Source organism: Pseudomonas sp. Pmew2 (assembly GCF_058129885.1).
Map to the genome: position 1 here is coordinate 5,850,688 of NZ_CM176702.1, position 17,369 is coordinate 5,868,056.

Sequence of the window (17,369 nt, forward strand, 5' to 3'; positions counted from 1 at the left end):
CATGCAAGACAACCTGATTGAAATTCGCGACCTGCGGGTCGCCTTCAACGGCCATGAAGTGGTGCATGGCGTCAGCCTCGACATCCGACGCGGCGAATGCCTGGCGCTGGTCGGCGAATCCGGCTCGGGCAAGTCGGTCACTGCGCATTCGATTCTGCGTCTGTTGCCGGCCAAAACCGTCAGCACCCAGGGCTCGATTCGCTATGACGGGCTCGACTTGGTTACTACCAGCGACAAGCAATTGCGCAGCCTGCGTGGCAACCGTGTGGCGATGATTTTTCAGGAGCCCATGAGCTCGCTGAACCCGCTGCACACGGTCGAAAAGCAGATCGGCGAAATTCTCGTCACTCACAAGGGCCTGAAAGGCAAGGCCGCGCTGAGTCGCACCCTGGAGCTGCTGGAACTGGTCGGCATCCGCGACTCGCTGTCACGTCTCAAGGCATATCCGCATCAACTGTCGGGTGGGCAGCGCCAGCGCATCATGATTGCTATGGCACTGGCTAACGAGCCCGACTTGCTGATTGCCGACGAGCCGACCACCGCGCTGGACGTGACCGTGCAGGTGAAGATTCTGGAGTTGCTCAAGTCCCTGCAACAGCGGCTCAACATGTCGTTGTTGCTGATCAGCCACGACCTCAATCTTGTGCGGCGCATCGCTCAGCGGGTCTGCGTGATGCGTGAGGGCGAAATCGTGGAGCAGGCCGATTGCCAGGCCCTGTTCGACAATCCGCAGCATCCTTACAGTCGCTTGCTGATCAACGCCGAACCAGACGGCGAGCCGGTGCCGTCCACGCACAGCAACACGCTGTTGTCGGTGCAGGACCTGAAAGTCTGGTTCCCGCTGGGCAAAGCCTGGTTCAAGCGCGAGCCGCAGTATGTGAAGGCGGTGGATGGGGTGAGTTTTGAGCTGCTCAAGGGCAAGACACTCGGGATTGTCGGCGAGTCCGGTTCGGGCAAGTCGACTCTGGGCCAGGCGATTTTGCGTCTTGTCGATTCAGAGGGCAGCATCCGTTTTGGCACCAAGGAGCTGAGCCTGCACAGTCAGCACCTGATGCGCCCGTTGCGTCGTCAGTTACAGGTAGTGTTTCAGGACCCGTTCGGCAGCCTCAGCCCGCGCATGACCGTGGAACAGATCATCGCCGAGGGGTTGGTGACGCACAATATCGGCACGCCGAAAGAGCGTGAGCAGACGGTGATCCGGGTGTTGCAGGAAGTCGGGCTGGACCCGGCAACCCGGCATCGTTACCCGCACGAGTTTTCCGGTGGGCAACGCCAGCGCATTTCCATCGCCCGGGCATTGGTGCTTGAGCCGGATCTGATCCTGCTCGACGAGCCTACGTCAGCGCTCGACCGTACGGTGCAGAAACAGATCGTCGCCCTGCTGCGTGACCTGCAAATCCGTCATTGCCTGACGTACCTGTTCATCAGCCATGACCTGGCGGTTGTCCATGCGCTGGCGCATGACCTGATTGTGATCAAGGACGGTAAGGTGGTCGAACAAGGCCCGTCCCGCGAGATCTTCGCCGCGCCGCAGCAGGCCTATACTCAGGAACTGCTGCGTTCTTCCGGGCTGGTGTTTGCCTGAGCCTGAATTTTAAAGCCAGGTGCGAAAGCTAGTTGTGGAAGCTCTGGCCCAGCGCCTCCAGGCGTATGGCCAGCGGCGACAGGCTCTGGCTGCTGGTCGCGAGTACGCCGATATTGGCGGCGGTGTGCTCGGCGATGGTCTGCACCGAACGTAATTGATCGGCGATTTCCCGGCTGGCGGTGGACTGCTGTTCAGTGGTCGTGGCAATCAGGCCGTTAAGCTGGGTGATATGCCCGATACCTTCACCGACTGCGCGCAGGGATTCCGACGCGCGCTGGCTGTTTTCCACACAACGCCCGACGCCTTGCAGGCTGTCGTTCATGGCTGTAGCGGCCTGACGGCTGCCCCTTTGCAGATCCTCGATGATGGTCTGGATTTCCTTGGTCGACGACGCGGTGCGTTGCGCCAGATTGCGCACCTCGTCGGCCACCACGGCAAAGCCCCGGCCCTGCTCTCCGGCTCGTGCAGCTTCAATCGCTGCGTTCAGCGCCAGCAGGTTGGTCTGCTCGGCAATACTGCCGATCACGTCCAGCACCTTGCCGATCTGCTCTGACTGGTTGGCGAGTGCCTGCACGGTTTCATCGGTGGTGTTGATGCGCGCGGCAAGCTGAGTGATTTCGCTCTGCGCACGGTCGACGCTGTCGCGTCCGTGAGCCACCTGATCGCTTGCATCACCGGCACGCTGCACGGCTTGCGCAACATGGCTGGAGATATCGTTCATGGCATCACCCATGCGCTGCATTGCGCCGGTCATGCGGGCGATCTCGCTGAGTTGATGCTGCGCCCCGGTTTCCAGCGTACCGCTGGCCTTGGCAAGGTCATGACCCAGCTCGCCGAGCCCGCGTGTGTCGCGCACCACGCCGTCGACAAGGCTGGTGATCTGCTCCAGAAACTGCTCGAAACGTTGCGCCAGCGGCACGCGTTTGGCCGAACGCTCGCTGGCCTGGCTATTGGGCGAAAACTGATTGGTGGTGGCCAGCATTCGATCGAGCATGTCATGATTCTCGACCGCTTCAGCCTGATTCTGCACGGCCAGATAGACCAGAATCGCGCTTTCTACGACGACGTACACCGCATGCACCATCACCATGCTCCAGCCGCCGCCGTGGTGCATGACGTAAACCGGGAAGCCCGCATGCTGCAGGGCGTGGAAACCGACATGGTGGATGGCAATGGTGACGGCAGCGACCAGAATCGGCAGCCAGTCGCGGTAGAAGGTCAGCACGGCGAGGAAGACGAAGATGCCGAAATGTATTTCGATCAGCCCGTGCGCCTGATTGATATGCAGCGCGGCCATGACCATCAGGCCTACACCCACACAGCAGCGCATCAATCGGGTGCCGCCGATGGCACGATACAGCCCGGTCAGCACCACCGCGGTGCCGCCACCGACGATGACTGCCTGGGTGAAGGTGTCGAACCAGAACGCCAACCCGAGCGCGTAGATGAACAACAGCCAGATCAGACCCAGCATGATCCGGTCGGCCTTGCGGTAATGGTCCAGGAAACGAGGGGCTACGGGCATCGAACACATCCTTTTGAAATCCATGGCGACAGGGGGCCCCGTCGGTTTTCAGATCTGCACGAGCAAAACCCCGGCCAACGTGCCATCTGAGTGGTGGCCTCGTGCCATAAATTCAGAAATGGATTATTTACCCGGTGTTGAGGCGCGATGATGGAGCGGGCTTCCGTTGGTAGCAGGCCGGACCTCTTCGCGGACAAGTCCGCTCCCACCACATCAATCGGTGATCCTGGTCCTGCACTCCTGCACTCCTGCACTCCTGCACTCCTGTGACTCTGGGACCATGCACTCCTGGACTCCTGGACTCCTGGACTCCTGCACTCCTGTGATTCTGTGACCATGCACTCCTGTAATCCTGTGACCATGCACCCATGCACTCCTGTGGGAGTGGACTTGTCCACGAAGGCTGATCATCAAACACCGAATGATTCATTGAAATTACATGCTGTAAAGCATTACTCAGCTGCTCCACGTGCCACACACTAAAGTTCACCGGTGAAGTGATTTTAGGAGCAAGGGAATGCACGTGTACTCTGCGTCAAAACGTTTACGTACAGGCCGATATTCCGCAATAGGCCAGATATATATGGTGACTTCAGTGACACGAGGACGCGAACCGGTATTCGCCGATGTTCGTCTCGGGCGCTTGCTGGTTCGAGAGCTGAGACGATGCGAAGAGCAGGAACTGGTCAAGTCGCTTGCCTGGGTCGTAATGCCTGACCACTTTCACTGGCTTTTTGAGCTCAAAAAGAATGATCTGCCCATGTTGATTCAACAACTTAAAGCACGCAGTTCAATAGCCATCGGAAAAATCAGAGCACATCCCGACACCTTATGGCAGTCCGGGTATCACGACCAGGCTGTGCGCAACGAACAGGACATGGTCGGTCTGGCTCGCTATATCGTCGCAAACCCGCTACGCGCAGGACTGGTCAAGAAGATAGGAGATTATCCACTGTGGGATGCGGTATGGGTTTGAACCACACATCCACGCAGTGAAATTTCTTTACGCCGTTTCAATGGCGCAACAGTTTGCGCAGTGGCACGCCGTCTTTCATGACCGGGGATTTGATGACGATGTAGCTGAAGTACTTGGAGATGCCAATGTTCTTGTCCAGCAGCTCTTCGATCACTTCCTGATAGTGCTGAATGCTGCGGGTCATGAAGCGCACCAGGTAGTCGTAGCCGCCGCTGATCAGGTGGCACTCCAGGACTTCGTCAACGTGGCGGATGTTGGCTTCGAATTTGGCGAAGTCTTCACGCTTGTGGTCGCTGAGGGAGATTTCCGTGAATACGGTTACCGATTCGGTGATTTTTGCCAGATTAAGGTGCGCCTTGTAACTGGAAATGTAACCTGCCGACTCAAGACGTTTGACGCGCTGCAGGCAAGGGCTCGCGGAAAGCCCGACGGCGTCGGCCAGGCTGACGTTGGTCATGCGCCCGTCTTTCTGGAGTTCTACCAGGATATTGATATCAATCCGATCCAGTTTGACCAAGCCTTCCATTACCTACCTCTTGTATTGCCATTCACGGTGCCTACCTTCTAGCAAAATCAGCGCCGTAAAGACAGCTGATGCTGAGCGACCAGATCGGCCATGCTGTTGATGCACAGGTCGGCAGTGCATGGCTGACAGTGTTGCTCACTGCTACGGCGGATCAGACACAGCCCACCGGTGCCTAACGCCGAGGCGGGCGGGCGAGACACAAGAAGCGTTTCACGTGGCTCCAGATCCATCCCGGCGAGCCAGTCCGGATTGTCCAGCGGGTGAGTGGTCAGGGACAGCAGGCTGTCAGGTTCAAGCCCCAGCCGTTCGCACAGGATGCCGCGATCCTGCAGGTCCCGGTCGGCGTACACCAGCAGCCGATAGAACTTGCGCAGGTAGAGCATCGCGCCGGGTGCATCCTCGAACAGCGTCCAGTTCGGCACGGAACGGGCGAAGGTCATACCTTCTTCCCAACTGGCCTTGATGCCAAGGCGCTCGGCCAGTTGCCGGTGCGCGAAGCACAGCAGGCCGCTGAATCCCAATTCGTCGAAGCGCGGATAGAGCGTGCGCACAACATCATTGAATTCGGTCAGGACCGAGTCTTTATCCGGTGTGTTCAGACCGTTTTCCAGCAACGGCTGCAACGCCACCCAGACACCCGAATCACGGTCCACCAGAACCTCATCACAATCGATCAGCAGTGCGCGGTAATCAATAAGCCCCATGGCAGGCAACGTCTCCATTCAACAATGATCCCCAGCGCTGGTGGTCGCAGCGTCTCGCGACAACCGCGACCACGTCTACGCTCAGCTGGACTTCAATACTCGTGCCAAGGCGGCATCGAGAATGGTCAGTGCTTCATCGATCTGCTGCTCTGTGGTGACCAGCGGTGCGAGGAAACGCAATACGTTGCGGTACACACCACACTTGATCACCAGCAGACCGCCGATGCGTGCCTGATCAATGACCTTCTGGTTGAGATCAGCGTCCGGGCTGCGTGCAGCATCGTTCTTGACCAGTTCCATGGCGAGCATGAAACCCGTACCGCGCACATCGCCAATGCAGTTGTAACGGTCTTTGAGCTTGAGCAGACCGGCACGCAAGTGTTCGCCCAGCTGTTCGCCACGCGCGAGCAGATTGTCCTGCTCGTACGTATCGATCACTGCCAGTGCCGCGGCGCAGGACAGCGCATTACCGCCGTAAGTGCCCCCTAGACCGCCCGGAAGCGGTGCATCCATGATCTCGGCACGACCGACCACGCCTGACAGCGGCATGCCGCCCGCGAGGCTCTTGGCAACCGTCACCAGATCAGGCTGGATACCCGAATGCTCGAAACCGAACCATTTGCCGGTACGCCCGAAACCGGACTGGATTTCATCGACAATCAGCACGATGCCATGTTGCTCGGTCAGCGCACGCAAGGCCTTCATAAACTCCACCGGCGCAGTCAGGAAGCCGCCATCGCCCTGCATCGGCTCGATCAGAATCGCCGCCACACGCTCCGGTGCGACCTGGGTGGCCAACAGCTCGTGCAACGCCGCCAGCGCTACTTCAGTGGTGACGCCGCGGAATTCGTTCGGGTACGGCGTGTGGAACACTTCGGGGGCCATCGGGCCGAAATTCTGTTTGTACGGCTGGCTCATGCCGGTCAGCGTGGTGCCAAGCAGTGTACGGCCATGAAAACCGCCGCGGAACGAGATAACTGCCGGGCGATTGGTGTGAGCGCGGGCGATTTTCACCGCGTTTTCGACCGCTTCGGCGCCAGAGGTGAAAAGCACGGCCTTGTGATCGATGCCGCTCTGGCCCGCGATGAGATGGCTCAGGCGTTTGGCCAGATCCAGATAGGGCTGATAGGACGCCACCTGGAAGCAGGCGTGGGTGACCTTGGTCAGTTGCGCCTGAATCGCCGCGACCACGTTGGGGTGGTTGTGGCCGATGTTCAACACGCCGATACCGCCGACGAAATCCAGATAGCGCTTGCCATCGACGTCCCACAGTTCAGAACCTTGCGCGCGGTCGATGACCAGCGGATGGGCCGTGACGATGCCTCGCGGCACGAACTGATCGCGCTGGCGGAGCAGATGAGGTGTTTCGTCGACTTTGCTGTTCATGGTTTTACCTGTCGTGGGCCTGGCAGCCGACGGGGTGGCTGCGATGCTGTTCAGGTTAAGCGTTCAGCGAAATGATCTACGCCGAACTTGCCCTCTCAGATGTCCAGATCGACTGTTTTTCGCCTCGCAAACGGCAGATTCCTTCATGCCTTGCGAGCACCACGCAATCTGCCGGGCAACGCTGCTTTTCAGTCATGCCGACGCTCTGCAAAAGGCTGTTTCGACAGATCCTGCTTTCGACTTGCGGCATGATGGGGCTCCACTTTCACACTCAGGAAATGCCCATGCCCGCCCTGCTCTACAAAGCCGATCCCGCACGCGCCGAACGCTGGCGTGTCCTGTTTGCCGAGCACGCGCCGGACATTGAATGGCGTGTGTGGCCGGATATCGGTGACCCGGCCGATATCCACTATTTGGGGGCCTGGCTGGCACCTGACGATCTGCAGGAGCTGCTGCCCAACCTGAAGGTGCTGTTCGCCTTGTCTGCGGGCGTCGATCAACTGGACCTGAGCCGTATTCCCGAGTCCTTGCCGGTGGTTCGTCTGCTGGACCCCGGCATCAGTCACGGGATGTGTCAGTACGCGTCTTTGGCGGTACTGAGCCTGCACCGGGAAATGCTGCGTTATCGGCAGCAGCAGGTCGAGGGCGTCTGGAAAGCTCATCCGCTGGTACCGGCGCACAAGCGTCGCGTGGGTGTGATGGGGCTGGGCTTGCAGGCGCAGCATATTCTGTCGACCCTAAAACCATTCGGTTTCGAGCTGTCGGGCTGGGCGCGTAGCGAGCATCAGGTAGAAGGCGTGACGTGTTATGCGGGTGAAGGACAGCTGAGTGCGTTTCTTGGTCAGTGCGACATTCTGCTGTGTGTGTTGCCGCTGACCGGGCAAACCGAAGGCATCCTCAATCGCCAGCTTTTCGAGCACCTGCCCCAGGGGGCAGCATTGATCAACATGGGCCGTGGCGGGCATCTGGTGGAAGCGGACCTGCTTGAAGCACTGGATAGCGGCCAGTTGAGCGCTGCGGTGCTGGATGTACTGCAACAGGAACCGGCACCGGCTGATCATCCGTTCTGGCAACACCCGAAGATCATGCTGACACCGCATGTCGCGGCCATGACCCAACCGGAAAGCGCCTTTCCTGGCCTGCTCGATAACATTCGCCGCTTTGAGCGTGGTGAAGCAATGCAGGGGCAGGTGGATCGCGGCCAGGGTTACTGATGCGTTGGATTATCGTTCCCCACGCTCCGCGTGGGAATGCAGTTCTGGACGCTCCGCGTCCGATCTTGAGCGTGCTGTGCTCTGTGGATTTGTGACGCGGAGCGTCACGACCTGCATTCCCACGCGGAGCGTGAGGAACGATAATCTCAACTATCGTGCCGACGCTCCGCGTTGGTACGCCGTTCTGAACGCTACAACCCCCCCACATGAAACGCCTTCACTTCCAGGTATTCATCCAGGCCGTAGCTGGAGCCTTCGCGGCCCAGGCCGGATTGTTTGACGCCACCGAACGGGGCGACTTCCATGGAGATGATGCCGGTGTTGAGGCCGACCATGCCGAACTCCAGCGCCTCGCCGAAACGCCATGAGCGACGCAGGTCCTGGGTGAAGTAGTACGCGCCAAGGCCATAAGGCGTGGCGTTGGCCAGTGCCAGCGCTTCGGCTTCGTCGGTGAAGCGCATCAGTGGCGCAACAGGCCCGAAGGTTTCTTCGTTGGCCAGCAGCATGCCCGCATGGGTTTCGCCCAATACCGTTGGCTGGACGAATTGACTGGTGCCATCGGGACGGCCGCCATGCAGCAACTTCGCGCCCTGGCTCAGCGCATCATCAATGTGCCGGGTAACCTTGCTGACCGCCGCCGGGTTGATCAGCGGGCCAATGGTCACGCCCTCTTCCAGGCCGTTGCCGACCTTGAGTTTGCTCACTTCCTCTACCAGCCGTGCAGCAAAACGGTCGTAGATGCCGTCTTGCACCAGAATCCGGTTGGCGCACACGCAGGTCTGCCCGGCGTTGCGGAATTTGCTGAGCATGATGCCCGTCACCGCCTGTTCCAGGTCCGCGTCGTCAAACACGATGAAGGGCGCGTTGCCGCCCAGTTCAAGGCTCAGACGCTTGATGTGTTCGGCGCTCTGGCGCATCAGCAAACGGCCGACCGGGGTCGAGCCGGTAAAGGAAATCTTGCGCACCACCGGGTTGCCGGTGAGTTCTTCGCCAATGCCTGCGGGCATGCCGGTAATGACGTTGAACACACCGGCAGGGATACCCACACGCTCGGCCAATACCGCCAGCGCCAGCGCCGACAAAGGCGTGAGGTCCGAAGGTTTGACGATGATCGGGCACCCGGCAGCCAAGGCTGGCGCGCACTTGCGGGTGATCATGGCGTTGGGGAAATTCCACGGGGTGATTGCGGCGCACACACCCACCGGCTGCTTGAGGGTCATCAAACGACGGTCTGCGCTGGGCGCGGGGATGGTTTCGCCGTAGGAGCGGCGCGCCTCTTCAGCGAACCATTTGACGAAGCTCGCGCCATAGCGGATCTCGCCGCGAGATTCGTTCAGCGGCTTGCCCTGCTCAAGGGTCATGATCAGCGCCAGGTCTTCGACGTTGTCGAGCATCGCCTGATGCCAGCGCTCCAGCAGGGTCGCGCGCTCGGCAGCGGGACGTGCACGCCAGGCGGGCCAGGCACGATTCGCAGCTTCGATGGCGCGACGGGTTTCAGGGCCATTCAGGGCCGGAACCTGCGCGATCGTTTCGCCGGTCGCCGGGTCGCTGATGGTCAGCGTTGCACCATCGTCAGCGCTGATCCATTGCCCATCGACGTAGGCGCGGTCTACCAGCAGGCTGGGGTCTTTCAACTGATTCTTGAGCATGGTCGAGTCCTGTTTCGGGATACCTGCCAGTCTAGGCAGGCGCCGCAGTCCAGGATGCTGAAAGCAGGATAACGGCAGCGTCCGATGCTGAAATTTGCCCTCGGACGGCAGCCTCTACTGCTTCAACGAACCCAGCAGGCTTTGCAAAAAGCGCTCGCCCGCGTTCATCTGGCTCTCCTCGATAAACTCGTCCGGCTTGTGTGCCTGCTCGATGGAGCCTGGCCCGCACACCACCACCGGCACGTTGAGCCGCCCGGCGAACAGGCCGCCTTCAGTGCCATAGGAGACCTTGATGTGCTGTGTGCCCGGTTCGGCAAATGCATGCAGCATGCGCACTGCTTCAACGCTCGGATGAGTCTCCAGTGCCGGGTATTCGTTCATCACTTCGATTTCGATAGCGGCCACGCCCGACAATTGTTTCGCTTCGCGTACCAGCACTTCGGCGCGCTCGCGCAGTTGCTCCAGCAGCGCGTCGGGATTGTCGCCCGGCAGGTTGCGGTACTCGAATTCCATGGTGCAAAGGTTGGGCACAATGTTCAGCGCCTTGCCGCCATCGATACGGCCGATGTGCACGGTGCTGTAAGGGATGTCGTAACCCTCGTCACGCGCGCCTTGTTGCTCGATCCGTTTCTGGCTATTGCGCAGCTCGGCGATGAAATCGCTGGCCAGGTGAATCGCGTTGACCGCTCTTGGGGCCAGCGAGGAATGTGCCTCCTGGCCTCGACAGAAGGTGCGATAGGACGCCTTGCCCTTGTGACCGACAGCGAACTGCATCAGGGTCGGCTCGCCAACCACGCACAGGAACGGGCGCACCGGTGCCAGATGCAACACATCCAGCAGCCGTCTCACGCCGACACAGCCGATCTCTTCATCGTGGGACAGCGCCAGTTGCAGCGGACGGATCAGGGTCATGTCCGCGGCATCGAGCATCGCGTCGATGGCCAGGGCAATGAAACCCTTCATGTCGCAGGTGCCACGGCCGTAGATACGCCCGTCACGCAGGGTGGCCTGAAACGGCGGCATCGTCCACGCCTGACCGGCCGCAGGAACCACGTCGGTGTGGCCGGACAGCAGCACGCCGGGTACATCACGCGGGCCGGTGCTGGCGAACAGGTTGGCCTTCTTGCCGGTCTCGTCCTTGACGATCAACGACTCGATGCCCTTGCTGGCCAGCAGTTCACGGACGTATTCGATCAGTGCCATGTTCGGCTCCGACGACACGGTGTCGAAGGCGATCAGGCGTTTGAGAATTTCCAGGGCGCGGGGGCTCATGAGGCTTTACTCGCTTGTTCGGTAACGATTTCAAAACGGCGAATGTCGAACGGGCTGATCGAGGTGCTGGTCTTACCGGTGCTGATCAGTTCAGCCATCACGTCGCCCACGCCCGGACCGAGCTGGAAGCCGTGACCGCAGAAGGCAAATGCATAGAACAGGCCATCGACCTTACCGCTGCGGCCCATCACTGGCAGCGAGTCCGGCGTGTAGCCTTCAATGCCGCTCCACACGCGGATGATGTTCAGGTTGCCGACACCGGGCAACAGCCGACGCATCTGCTGCACCTGATTAATGATGCTGCGCGGCTCGACGTAGGCGCGGCGGTTGACCATGTCCGGCTTGCTGCGAAAACCACCGCCGATGACGATGTTGCCACGTGCGATCTGCCGAAAGTAGATCACTTCGTGAGGGATTTTGGTGAACACGCCGATGACGGTCGGCAGCGCATAAGGCACCGGTTCGGTCACAGCCATCTGCGGGCCATTGGTTTCCAGCGGTACGGGCTCGCCAAACTGCGCGGAGAGTTTTTGCCCCCAGGCACCTGCGGTGATCAATAATTGATCGGCAGTGAAAATGCGCCCGTCAGTGGTGGTGACTTCAAATTCGTTACCGACCTTTTCCACATGCGCCACTTCGGTACGCTCTTCGATGCGCGCCCCGGCACGAATCGCTGCTCGCGCAAAAGCCGGTGCAGCCAGACGTGGGTTGGCGTGGCCATCGTGCGGCGCGTAGGAGCCGCCCTTTACGTCCGGCCCGAGAAACCCGAAACGCTCGTGCAGTGCCTTGCCGCTATAGATTTTCAGGTCCAGCTCACGGGCCTCCGGGGCCGCTGCGTAAGCTTCCAGCTCAGCGATTTCATCCTCGCGATAGCAGACGCGCATGTGCCCGCTGGGCAGAAACTCCAGGTCTTCGCCGATCAGCTCAGGCAACCGCTGCCACAGTGCTCTGGAGCGGTTGGCCAGTTCCAGCTGACCGAGGTGCCGGCCTTGGCGCCGCACGTTGCCGAAGTTGACGCCGCTGGCGTACTGGCCGATCACGTCGCGCTCCAGCAGGGTCACCGACTTGCCGCGCTGACGCAGAAAGAACGCCGACGCCGAGCCCATGAAGCCGCCACCGACAATCAGCACATCCACTTTCGGTTGTTTCATGAGGCCACCTCGTCCACCAGCATCGACAGCGGTTTGACCGGTGCCTGCCCGCGCTGACGACCGACCTGCTCGACCGGCACACCGGCCTGGGCAGCGATTACTTCGGCACCGGCCTGCGAGCAATAACGTCCCTGGCAACGGCCCATGCCAACGCGACTGAAAGCCTTGGCGCGGTTGACTTCGCATGCGCCTTTTTCACGCACCACGCCGCGCAGTTCACCGGCGCTGATCATCTCGCAGCGGCAGACAATCGCTTCATCGGGCAACCCAGCTGCCTGGGCAGCAGGCCAGGGAAACGCTTCGGTCAGCCCGACACGGAAACGGTCCATGACCTGCAGATTCTTGCGCACCTCTTCGCGGCGCGAGTTATCCACAGGCCGGCCAAGATCGTCCAGCAACGCCATCGCCGCCAATCGCCCTGCCTGTTCGGCAGCATCGGCACCACGGATTTTTGCGCCGTCGCCCGCTGCATAAACGCCGTTCGCCGAGGTGCGACCGTCTTCGTCGACCGCCAGCACCCATTGCCCGGACGCGTCGTCGAAACGCAGTTGGCATCCGGCCAGGTCAGCCAGTTGAGTTTCCGGGCGCAGGTGATAACCCAGCGCCAATGCATCGCAATCGACGGTCAGCGAGTTACCGTTGGCGAGCTTCACGCGCACGCCGGTCACACCGTCTTGCTCGCTGCCGATAATTTCTTCGGGCTGCACGCCCAGGTGCACCGGCACTTTGGCGCTGTACAACTGGGCCAGCAGCTTCATGCCGTTGAACAGCAAGCCAGGGCGCGCGAGCAATTTGGGCATCGCGCCGATGCGCTTGCTGAATGGCGAGGTGTCGAGCACGGCGGCCACATCGGCACCGGCTTTGACGTACTGGCTGGCGACCAGGTAAAGCAACGGTCCGCTGCCCATGAACACCACGCGACTGCCGATGGACACCGACTGCGACTTGAGCGCGATCTGTGAGCCGCCCAGGCTGTAGGTGCCTGCCAGTTGCCAGCCCTTGATCGGCATCAGCCGGTCGGTGGCCCCGGCACACAGGATCAGTGCGTCGTATTCCACCACGGTATGCACGCCCTGGCTGGCACAGCACAGCTCGCCATGCGTGAGGTTCCAGGCCAGTGTGTCGGGGCGATAGTCGATTCGTGCGCGCAGGCGGTCAAAGCTTTCGTGCAGGTCACGCGCCTTGGCTGCTTCGGTGCCATACAACGCTGAATAATCGCGCTTGAAGCCTTCTGGCTGACGGCGATAGATCTGCCCGCCGTCGCGCCGGTTTTCGTCGATCAGAATCGGCTTGATGCCCGCCGCCAGCAAGGTTTCGGCGCAACGGGTGCCTGCCGGGCCAGCGCCAATGATGACGACTCTCGGGCTGGCAGGGTTCTGAACGTCTAACCGTGAAGAAGTGGCCATTTCGCCTCCGGTTGGGTGGTGACGATATCGAGTCCGTCGCGGACTTCGTTGGAGCAGGCGCGCAGGCGCTCGCCGTTGCGGGTCCAGACCCAGCAATCCTGACAGGCGCCCATCAGGCAAAAACCGGCACGACGTCCGGAGTCGAACTCGGACTGGCGCAGCGTGGCTTTGCGGGTCAGCAACGCCACCATCAAGGTGTCGCCCTGCAATGCTTCTATGGGCGCGCCATCGACCATCAGGCTCACAACCGGGCGATCACGTTCGCCCAGTCTCACAAAACGGCCACTCATGCGTAGGCTCCCACGGTCACAGGATTAAGGTTTTCTTGCACCGCCTGCAGCTCGTCGCTGTCGCGATGGCAGAGGATTTCGCTGCCGCCTGCGATCATGCGACGGCTCGGGGCAGTCTTGTTGCACAGGCCTTCGACACGGGCCGGGCAACGGTTGAGAAAGGTGCACAGCTCGGGGTTGTTGGCCGGGGCGCTGATGGGTGGCAGCTTGCCGCTGGTCACACCGCAGGTTTCCAGCCAGCCCTGACGCAGTTCTGGCACTGAGTGCACCAGCAGGTCGGTGTACGGATGGAATGGCACACGGCTGAACGCTTCGCGGCTGCCCTCTTCGACCTTGTGGCCGCTGTACATCACCACAATGTCGTCGCACAGCGCGCGGACGGTGGAAATGTCATGGCTGATGAACAGGTAGGAAACACCCAGCTTGCGGCGCAGTTCGCCGAGCAGTTCAAGGATGCACGCGCCCACCACGGTATCCAGCGCCGAGGTCACTTCATCACAGAGGATCAGGTCCGGCTTGGCCGCCAGCGCGCGGGCCAGGTTGACGCGTTGTTTCTGGCCACCCGACAGTTCGTTGGGGCGCCGCTCTGCCAGTTCACGGGGCAGGCGCACCAGGTCCATCAGTTCGTCGATGCGATCGCGCAGGGCTTTGCCCTTCAGGTCGAAATACATCTTCAGCGGGCGCGCCAGAATTGCGCTGATGCTGTGCATCGGGTTGAGCGCGGTGTCGGCGTTCTGGAACACCATCTGGATGCGCCGAAACTGCTCTTCGGTGCGTCCCGCGAGGGTACCGGACAATTCGGCACCGTCGAATGTCAGGCTGCCGTGCGCCGGGTCCAGAAGACCGGCGACCACACGGGCCAGGGTCGACTTGCCCGAACCGGACTCGCCGATCACGCCAATGGCCTGGCCACGGCGAATGGTCAGGTCGATGTCTTCCAGCACGCGAATCATCGGCATGCCTTGCAGGTTCTTTTTGCCGTAGCCAGCAGTCAGGCCCCTGATGGTCAGCAACGTGCTGTCCTTGACCACCTCGCTGGCCGGTTTCAGTACTTTGTCGGGCCGCGCCGCTGCCAGCAGGCTGCGGGTGTAGGCGTCTTCCGGGCCTTTGAGCAGCGCCGCAGTGCTGCTCTGCTCGATAATCCGCCCGCCATTGAGCACCACGATCTGATCAGCCATCTGCGCCACGACGGCAAGGTCGTGGGAGACATAGACCGCCGTCGCACCGCGCTCGCGCACCACCCGCTTGAAGGCGCGCAGCACGTCGATCTGCGTGGTGACGTCCAGCGCCGTGGTCGGCTCGTCGAGGATCACCAGCAACGGGTCGCTGATCAGCGCCATGGCCGCCATCACGCGCTGCAACTGACCGCCCGAAACCTGATGCGGGTAACGCTGGCCGATGCTTTCCGGGTTGGGCAAGGCCAGGTCGCGGAACAGTTCTACGGCCTTGGCTTGCAGCTCTGCACGACTGCCCAGACCATGAATCAGCGCGCCTTCGATAACCTGATCAATAAGTTTTTTGGCCGGGTTGAACGCCGCCGCGGCACTTTGCGCGATGTAGGAAACACGGTTGCCGCGCAGGCCCTGCAACTGGCTTTCGTGCAGGCTGAGCATGTCGTGCTCGCCCACCTGAACCACACCGCCGGCCAGTTTGCAGCCGCGTCGGGCATACCCCAACAGGGCCAGCGCAATAGTCGTCTTGCCCGAGCCGGACTCGCCGATCAACGCCAGCACTTCGCCTTTTTCCAGCGCGAAGCTGACGCCTTTGACGATTTCCAGCTCGCCCTGATCGCCATCGGCAACCACGCGCAGGTCTTGCACACGAATCAACTGGCTCATTTTCAATGCCCTCCCGAGCGGCGACCGCGCCGTGAGGCGAGTCGGTCGATGAACAGGTTGACACCGATGGTCAGCGTGCCGATGGCCAGCGCAGGGATCACGATGGCCGGCGCGCCTTGACTCAGTCCGCCGATGTTCTCGCGTACCAGCGAGCCAAGGTCGGCATCGGGCGGCTGCACACCAAGCCCCAGAAAGCTCATGCCGCTGAGCAGTAAGACGATGAAGCCAAAACGCAGCCCCAGGTCGGTCATGACCGGGTTGAGCATGTTCGGCAGAATTTCCCGGCAGGCAATGTAGATACGACCCTCACCCCGCGTGCGCGCCACTTGCACGTATTCCAGCGCCTCGATATTCACCGCCAGGCTGCGCGCGATACGAAACGCTCCCGGCGTGTAGCTCAATACCGCCGTACAGATCAGCAGCACCTCGGAGGAGCCGAACGCCGACACCATGATCAGCGCCAGCATTTTGCTGGGGATCGAGATGAACGCGTCCATCAGGCGGCTGATGATTTCGTCCAGCCATTTTGGCGCGACCACCGACAACAGCGCGCAAAGCGTGCCGATGCCGCTGGCCAGCACCGCCGAAATCAGCGCCAGGCCCACCGTGAAGCGCGCGCCGACCAGCACCCGGCTGAGCATGTCGCGTCCCAGGTAATCGGTGCCGAACGGATAAAGCGCGCTCATGTTTTCAAACATGTTGTCGGAAACCACTTCGCCAACAGCATGCGGCGCGAGCCAAGGGCCGAGCAGCGCAACCATCAGCCAGATGAAGCACACCGTTGCGCCCAGCAAGCCAAGCCATGAGGTGGGGCGGGACGCTTTTTTGCGTAGCACCGGTGCCGGCGCTTCAGGCGTCGATTTCGCAATGAATTGAGTCATTGGGTTCTCAGCCTCGGATTGGAAAGAATTGCACACAGGTCGGCCATCAGCACCAGACCCAGGTAAGCGGAGCAGAACAGCATGGTGCAGCCTTGAACCAACGCCATGTCACGGTTGGTTACAGCATCGACCATCAGGCTGGCGATGCCGGGGTAGTTGAAGATGGTCTCGACGATAACCACCCCGCCGAGCAGGTACGACAGGCTCAGTGCCACGGCGTTGACGATCGGCCCGATGGCATTGGGCAAGGCATGGCGCAAGACGATGCGCACCGGGCTGACGCCCTTGAGGCGCGCCATTTCCACATACGGGCTGTCCAGTTGGTCGATGACCGCAGCGCGGGTCATGCGCGCCATTTGCGCCACGATCACGCAGCACAGCGTCATCACCGGCAACGCGTAAGTGCGCATGAATTGCCACGGCGAGCTGACGTCACCGCCATACGACAACGCCGATAGCCAGCCCAGGTTGACGGCGAAAATCAGCACCGCCAGGGTTGCCACCAGAAATTCGGGCACCGCCACCAGTGTCAGCGTGATGAAACTCAGCGCACCATCAAGGCGGCTGCCGCGGTACATCGCTGCGCCAATGCCCAGTGCCAGCGCTAGCGGTACCGAGACCAGCGCGGTGGTTGCCGACAGCATCAGGGTTTTCGGAAAGCGCCCGGCAATCAGCTCGGACACCGGCATCGCGTTGGACACCGACTCACCGAAGTTGCCGCCGAGCAGGTTGGTCAACCAATGCAGATAACGCACCACACCTGGCTGATCCAGGCCCAGCTTTGTACGCAATGCGGCGACCTGTTCAGGCGTCGCGAATTGCCCAAGGGCCTGTTGTGCCGCGTCTCCAGGCAACACCGCCGTAATGGCGAAGACCACGATGGAAACGATCAACAACGTCACGATCGCCGCGCCGAAGCGCTGCACGATCAACCAGAGTGTGTTGCTATTCATCTGCATCCTCCTG

General features: G+C 61.1%; 15 protein-coding genes. 3 read left to right on the forward strand and 12 right to left on the reverse strand.

The genetic code is table 11. From position 1 onward, the window contains the following. The first annotated feature begins 1 nt into the window (after nucleotide 1). Nucleotides 2-1,585 carry an ABC transporter ATP-binding protein gene (locus tag AC4ANK_RS27040; RefSeq protein WP_002555944.1) on the forward strand — a complete coding sequence of 528 codons (1,584 nt, stop codon included), beginning with the start codon at nucleotides 2-4 and terminating at the stop codon, nucleotides 1,583-1,585. A gap of 28 nt (nucleotides 1,586-1,613) precedes the next feature. Here the strand turns inward: AC4ANK_RS27040 and AC4ANK_RS27045 are convergent, their stop codons facing one another. Further along, the gene (locus AC4ANK_RS27045; RefSeq protein ID WP_002555945.1) at nucleotides 1,614-3,110 is read right to left on the reverse strand and encodes a methyl-accepting chemotaxis protein; all 1,497 of its coding nucleotides are present in this window, start codon (nucleotides 3,108-3,110) and stop codon (nucleotides 1,614-1,616) included. A gap of 517 nt (nucleotides 3,111-3,627) precedes the next feature. Between AC4ANK_RS27045 and AC4ANK_RS27050 the strand changes: the two genes are divergently transcribed. Further along, nucleotides 3,628-4,086 (forward strand): REP-associated tyrosine transposase, encoded by a 459-nt coding sequence (locus AC4ANK_RS27050; RefSeq protein ID WP_002555946.1) that lies wholly within the window; start codon nucleotides 3,628-3,630, stop codon nucleotides 4,084-4,086. 37 nt (nucleotides 4,087-4,123) lie between these two features. Here the strand turns inward: AC4ANK_RS27050 and AC4ANK_RS27055 are convergent, their stop codons facing one another. The 3 genes from AC4ANK_RS27055 to gabT all read right to left on the reverse strand — a co-directional run bounded on the left by AC4ANK_RS27055 (nucleotide 4,124) and on the right by gabT (nucleotide 6,702). Continuing rightward, nucleotides 4,124-4,612 (reverse strand): Lrp/AsnC family transcriptional regulator, encoded by a 489-nt coding sequence (locus tag AC4ANK_RS27055; RefSeq protein WP_002555947.1) that lies wholly within the window; start codon nucleotides 4,610-4,612, stop codon nucleotides 4,124-4,126. A 47-nt stretch (nucleotides 4,613-4,659) separates the two neighbouring features. Then, nucleotides 4,660-5,316 (reverse strand): HAD family hydrolase, encoded by a 657-nt coding sequence (locus AC4ANK_RS27060; RefSeq protein WP_032074465.1) that lies wholly within the window; start codon nucleotides 5,314-5,316, stop codon nucleotides 4,660-4,662. A gap of 81 nt (nucleotides 5,317-5,397) precedes the next feature. Beyond that, a complete protein-coding gene (gabT, locus tag AC4ANK_RS27065) occupies nucleotides 5,398-6,702 on the reverse strand; it encodes a 4-aminobutyrate--2-oxoglutarate transaminase (RefSeq protein WP_002555949.1) in 1,305 nt (434 codons plus the stop codon). Nucleotides 6,703-6,986: 284 nt separating this feature from the next. On the opposite strand from gabT, the gene AC4ANK_RS27070 reads away from it, so the two are divergent. Further along, complete coding sequence (locus tag AC4ANK_RS27070) at nucleotides 6,987-7,916, forward strand: 2-hydroxyacid dehydrogenase (protein ID WP_002555950.1); 930 nt, start codon at nucleotides 6,987-6,989, stop codon at nucleotides 7,914-7,916. Nucleotides 7,917-8,107: 191 nt separating this feature from the next. On the opposite strand, the gene AC4ANK_RS27075 is transcribed toward AC4ANK_RS27070, so the two are convergent. The 8 genes from AC4ANK_RS27075 to AC4ANK_RS27110 all read right to left on the reverse strand — a co-directional run bounded on the left by AC4ANK_RS27075 (nucleotide 8,108) and on the right by AC4ANK_RS27110 (nucleotide 17,356). Continuing rightward, complete coding sequence (locus tag AC4ANK_RS27075; protein ID WP_002555951.1) at nucleotides 8,108-9,565, reverse strand: NAD-dependent succinate-semialdehyde dehydrogenase; 1,458 nt, start codon at nucleotides 9,563-9,565, stop codon at nucleotides 8,108-8,110. 114 nt (nucleotides 9,566-9,679) lie between these two features. Beyond that, a complete protein-coding gene (gene argE / locus AC4ANK_RS27080) occupies nucleotides 9,680-10,837 on the reverse strand; it encodes an acetylornithine deacetylase (protein WP_002555952.1) in 1,158 nt (385 codons plus the stop codon). Then, on the reverse strand, nucleotides 10,834-11,988 hold the full coding sequence (locus AC4ANK_RS27085; RefSeq protein WP_002555953.1) for an NAD(P)/FAD-dependent oxidoreductase: 1,155 nt from the start codon (nucleotides 11,986-11,988) through the stop codon (nucleotides 10,834-10,836). Before AC4ANK_RS27085 ends, argE begins: the two co-directional genes overlap by 4 nt. Further along, nucleotides 11,985-13,394 carry an FAD/NAD(P)-dependent oxidoreductase gene (locus AC4ANK_RS27090; RefSeq protein ID WP_002555954.1) on the reverse strand — a complete coding sequence of 470 codons (1,410 nt, stop codon included), beginning with the start codon at nucleotides 13,392-13,394 and terminating at the stop codon, nucleotides 11,985-11,987. Before AC4ANK_RS27090 ends, AC4ANK_RS27085 begins: the two co-directional genes overlap by 4 nt. Beyond that, nucleotides 13,373-13,684 (reverse strand): (2Fe-2S)-binding protein, encoded by a 312-nt coding sequence (locus tag AC4ANK_RS27095; protein WP_002555955.1) that lies wholly within the window; start codon nucleotides 13,682-13,684, stop codon nucleotides 13,373-13,375. Before AC4ANK_RS27095 ends, AC4ANK_RS27090 begins: the two co-directional genes overlap by 22 nt. Continuing rightward, nucleotides 13,681-15,522, reverse strand: a complete 1,842-nt coding sequence (locus AC4ANK_RS27100; protein ID WP_002555956.1) for an ABC transporter ATP-binding protein — start codon at nucleotides 15,520-15,522, stop codon at nucleotides 13,681-13,683. Before AC4ANK_RS27100 ends, AC4ANK_RS27095 begins: the two co-directional genes overlap by 4 nt. A gap of 2 nt (nucleotides 15,523-15,524) precedes the next feature. Further along, a complete protein-coding gene (locus tag AC4ANK_RS27105; RefSeq protein WP_002555957.1) occupies nucleotides 15,525-16,403 on the reverse strand; it encodes an ABC transporter permease in 879 nt (292 codons plus the stop codon). Then, nucleotides 16,400-17,356 carry an ABC transporter permease gene (locus tag AC4ANK_RS27110; protein WP_002555958.1) on the reverse strand — a complete coding sequence of 319 codons (957 nt, stop codon included), beginning with the start codon at nucleotides 17,354-17,356 and terminating at the stop codon, nucleotides 16,400-16,402. Before AC4ANK_RS27110 ends, AC4ANK_RS27105 begins: the two co-directional genes overlap by 4 nt. Between the last annotated feature and the right edge of the window lie 13 nt (nucleotides 17,357-17,369).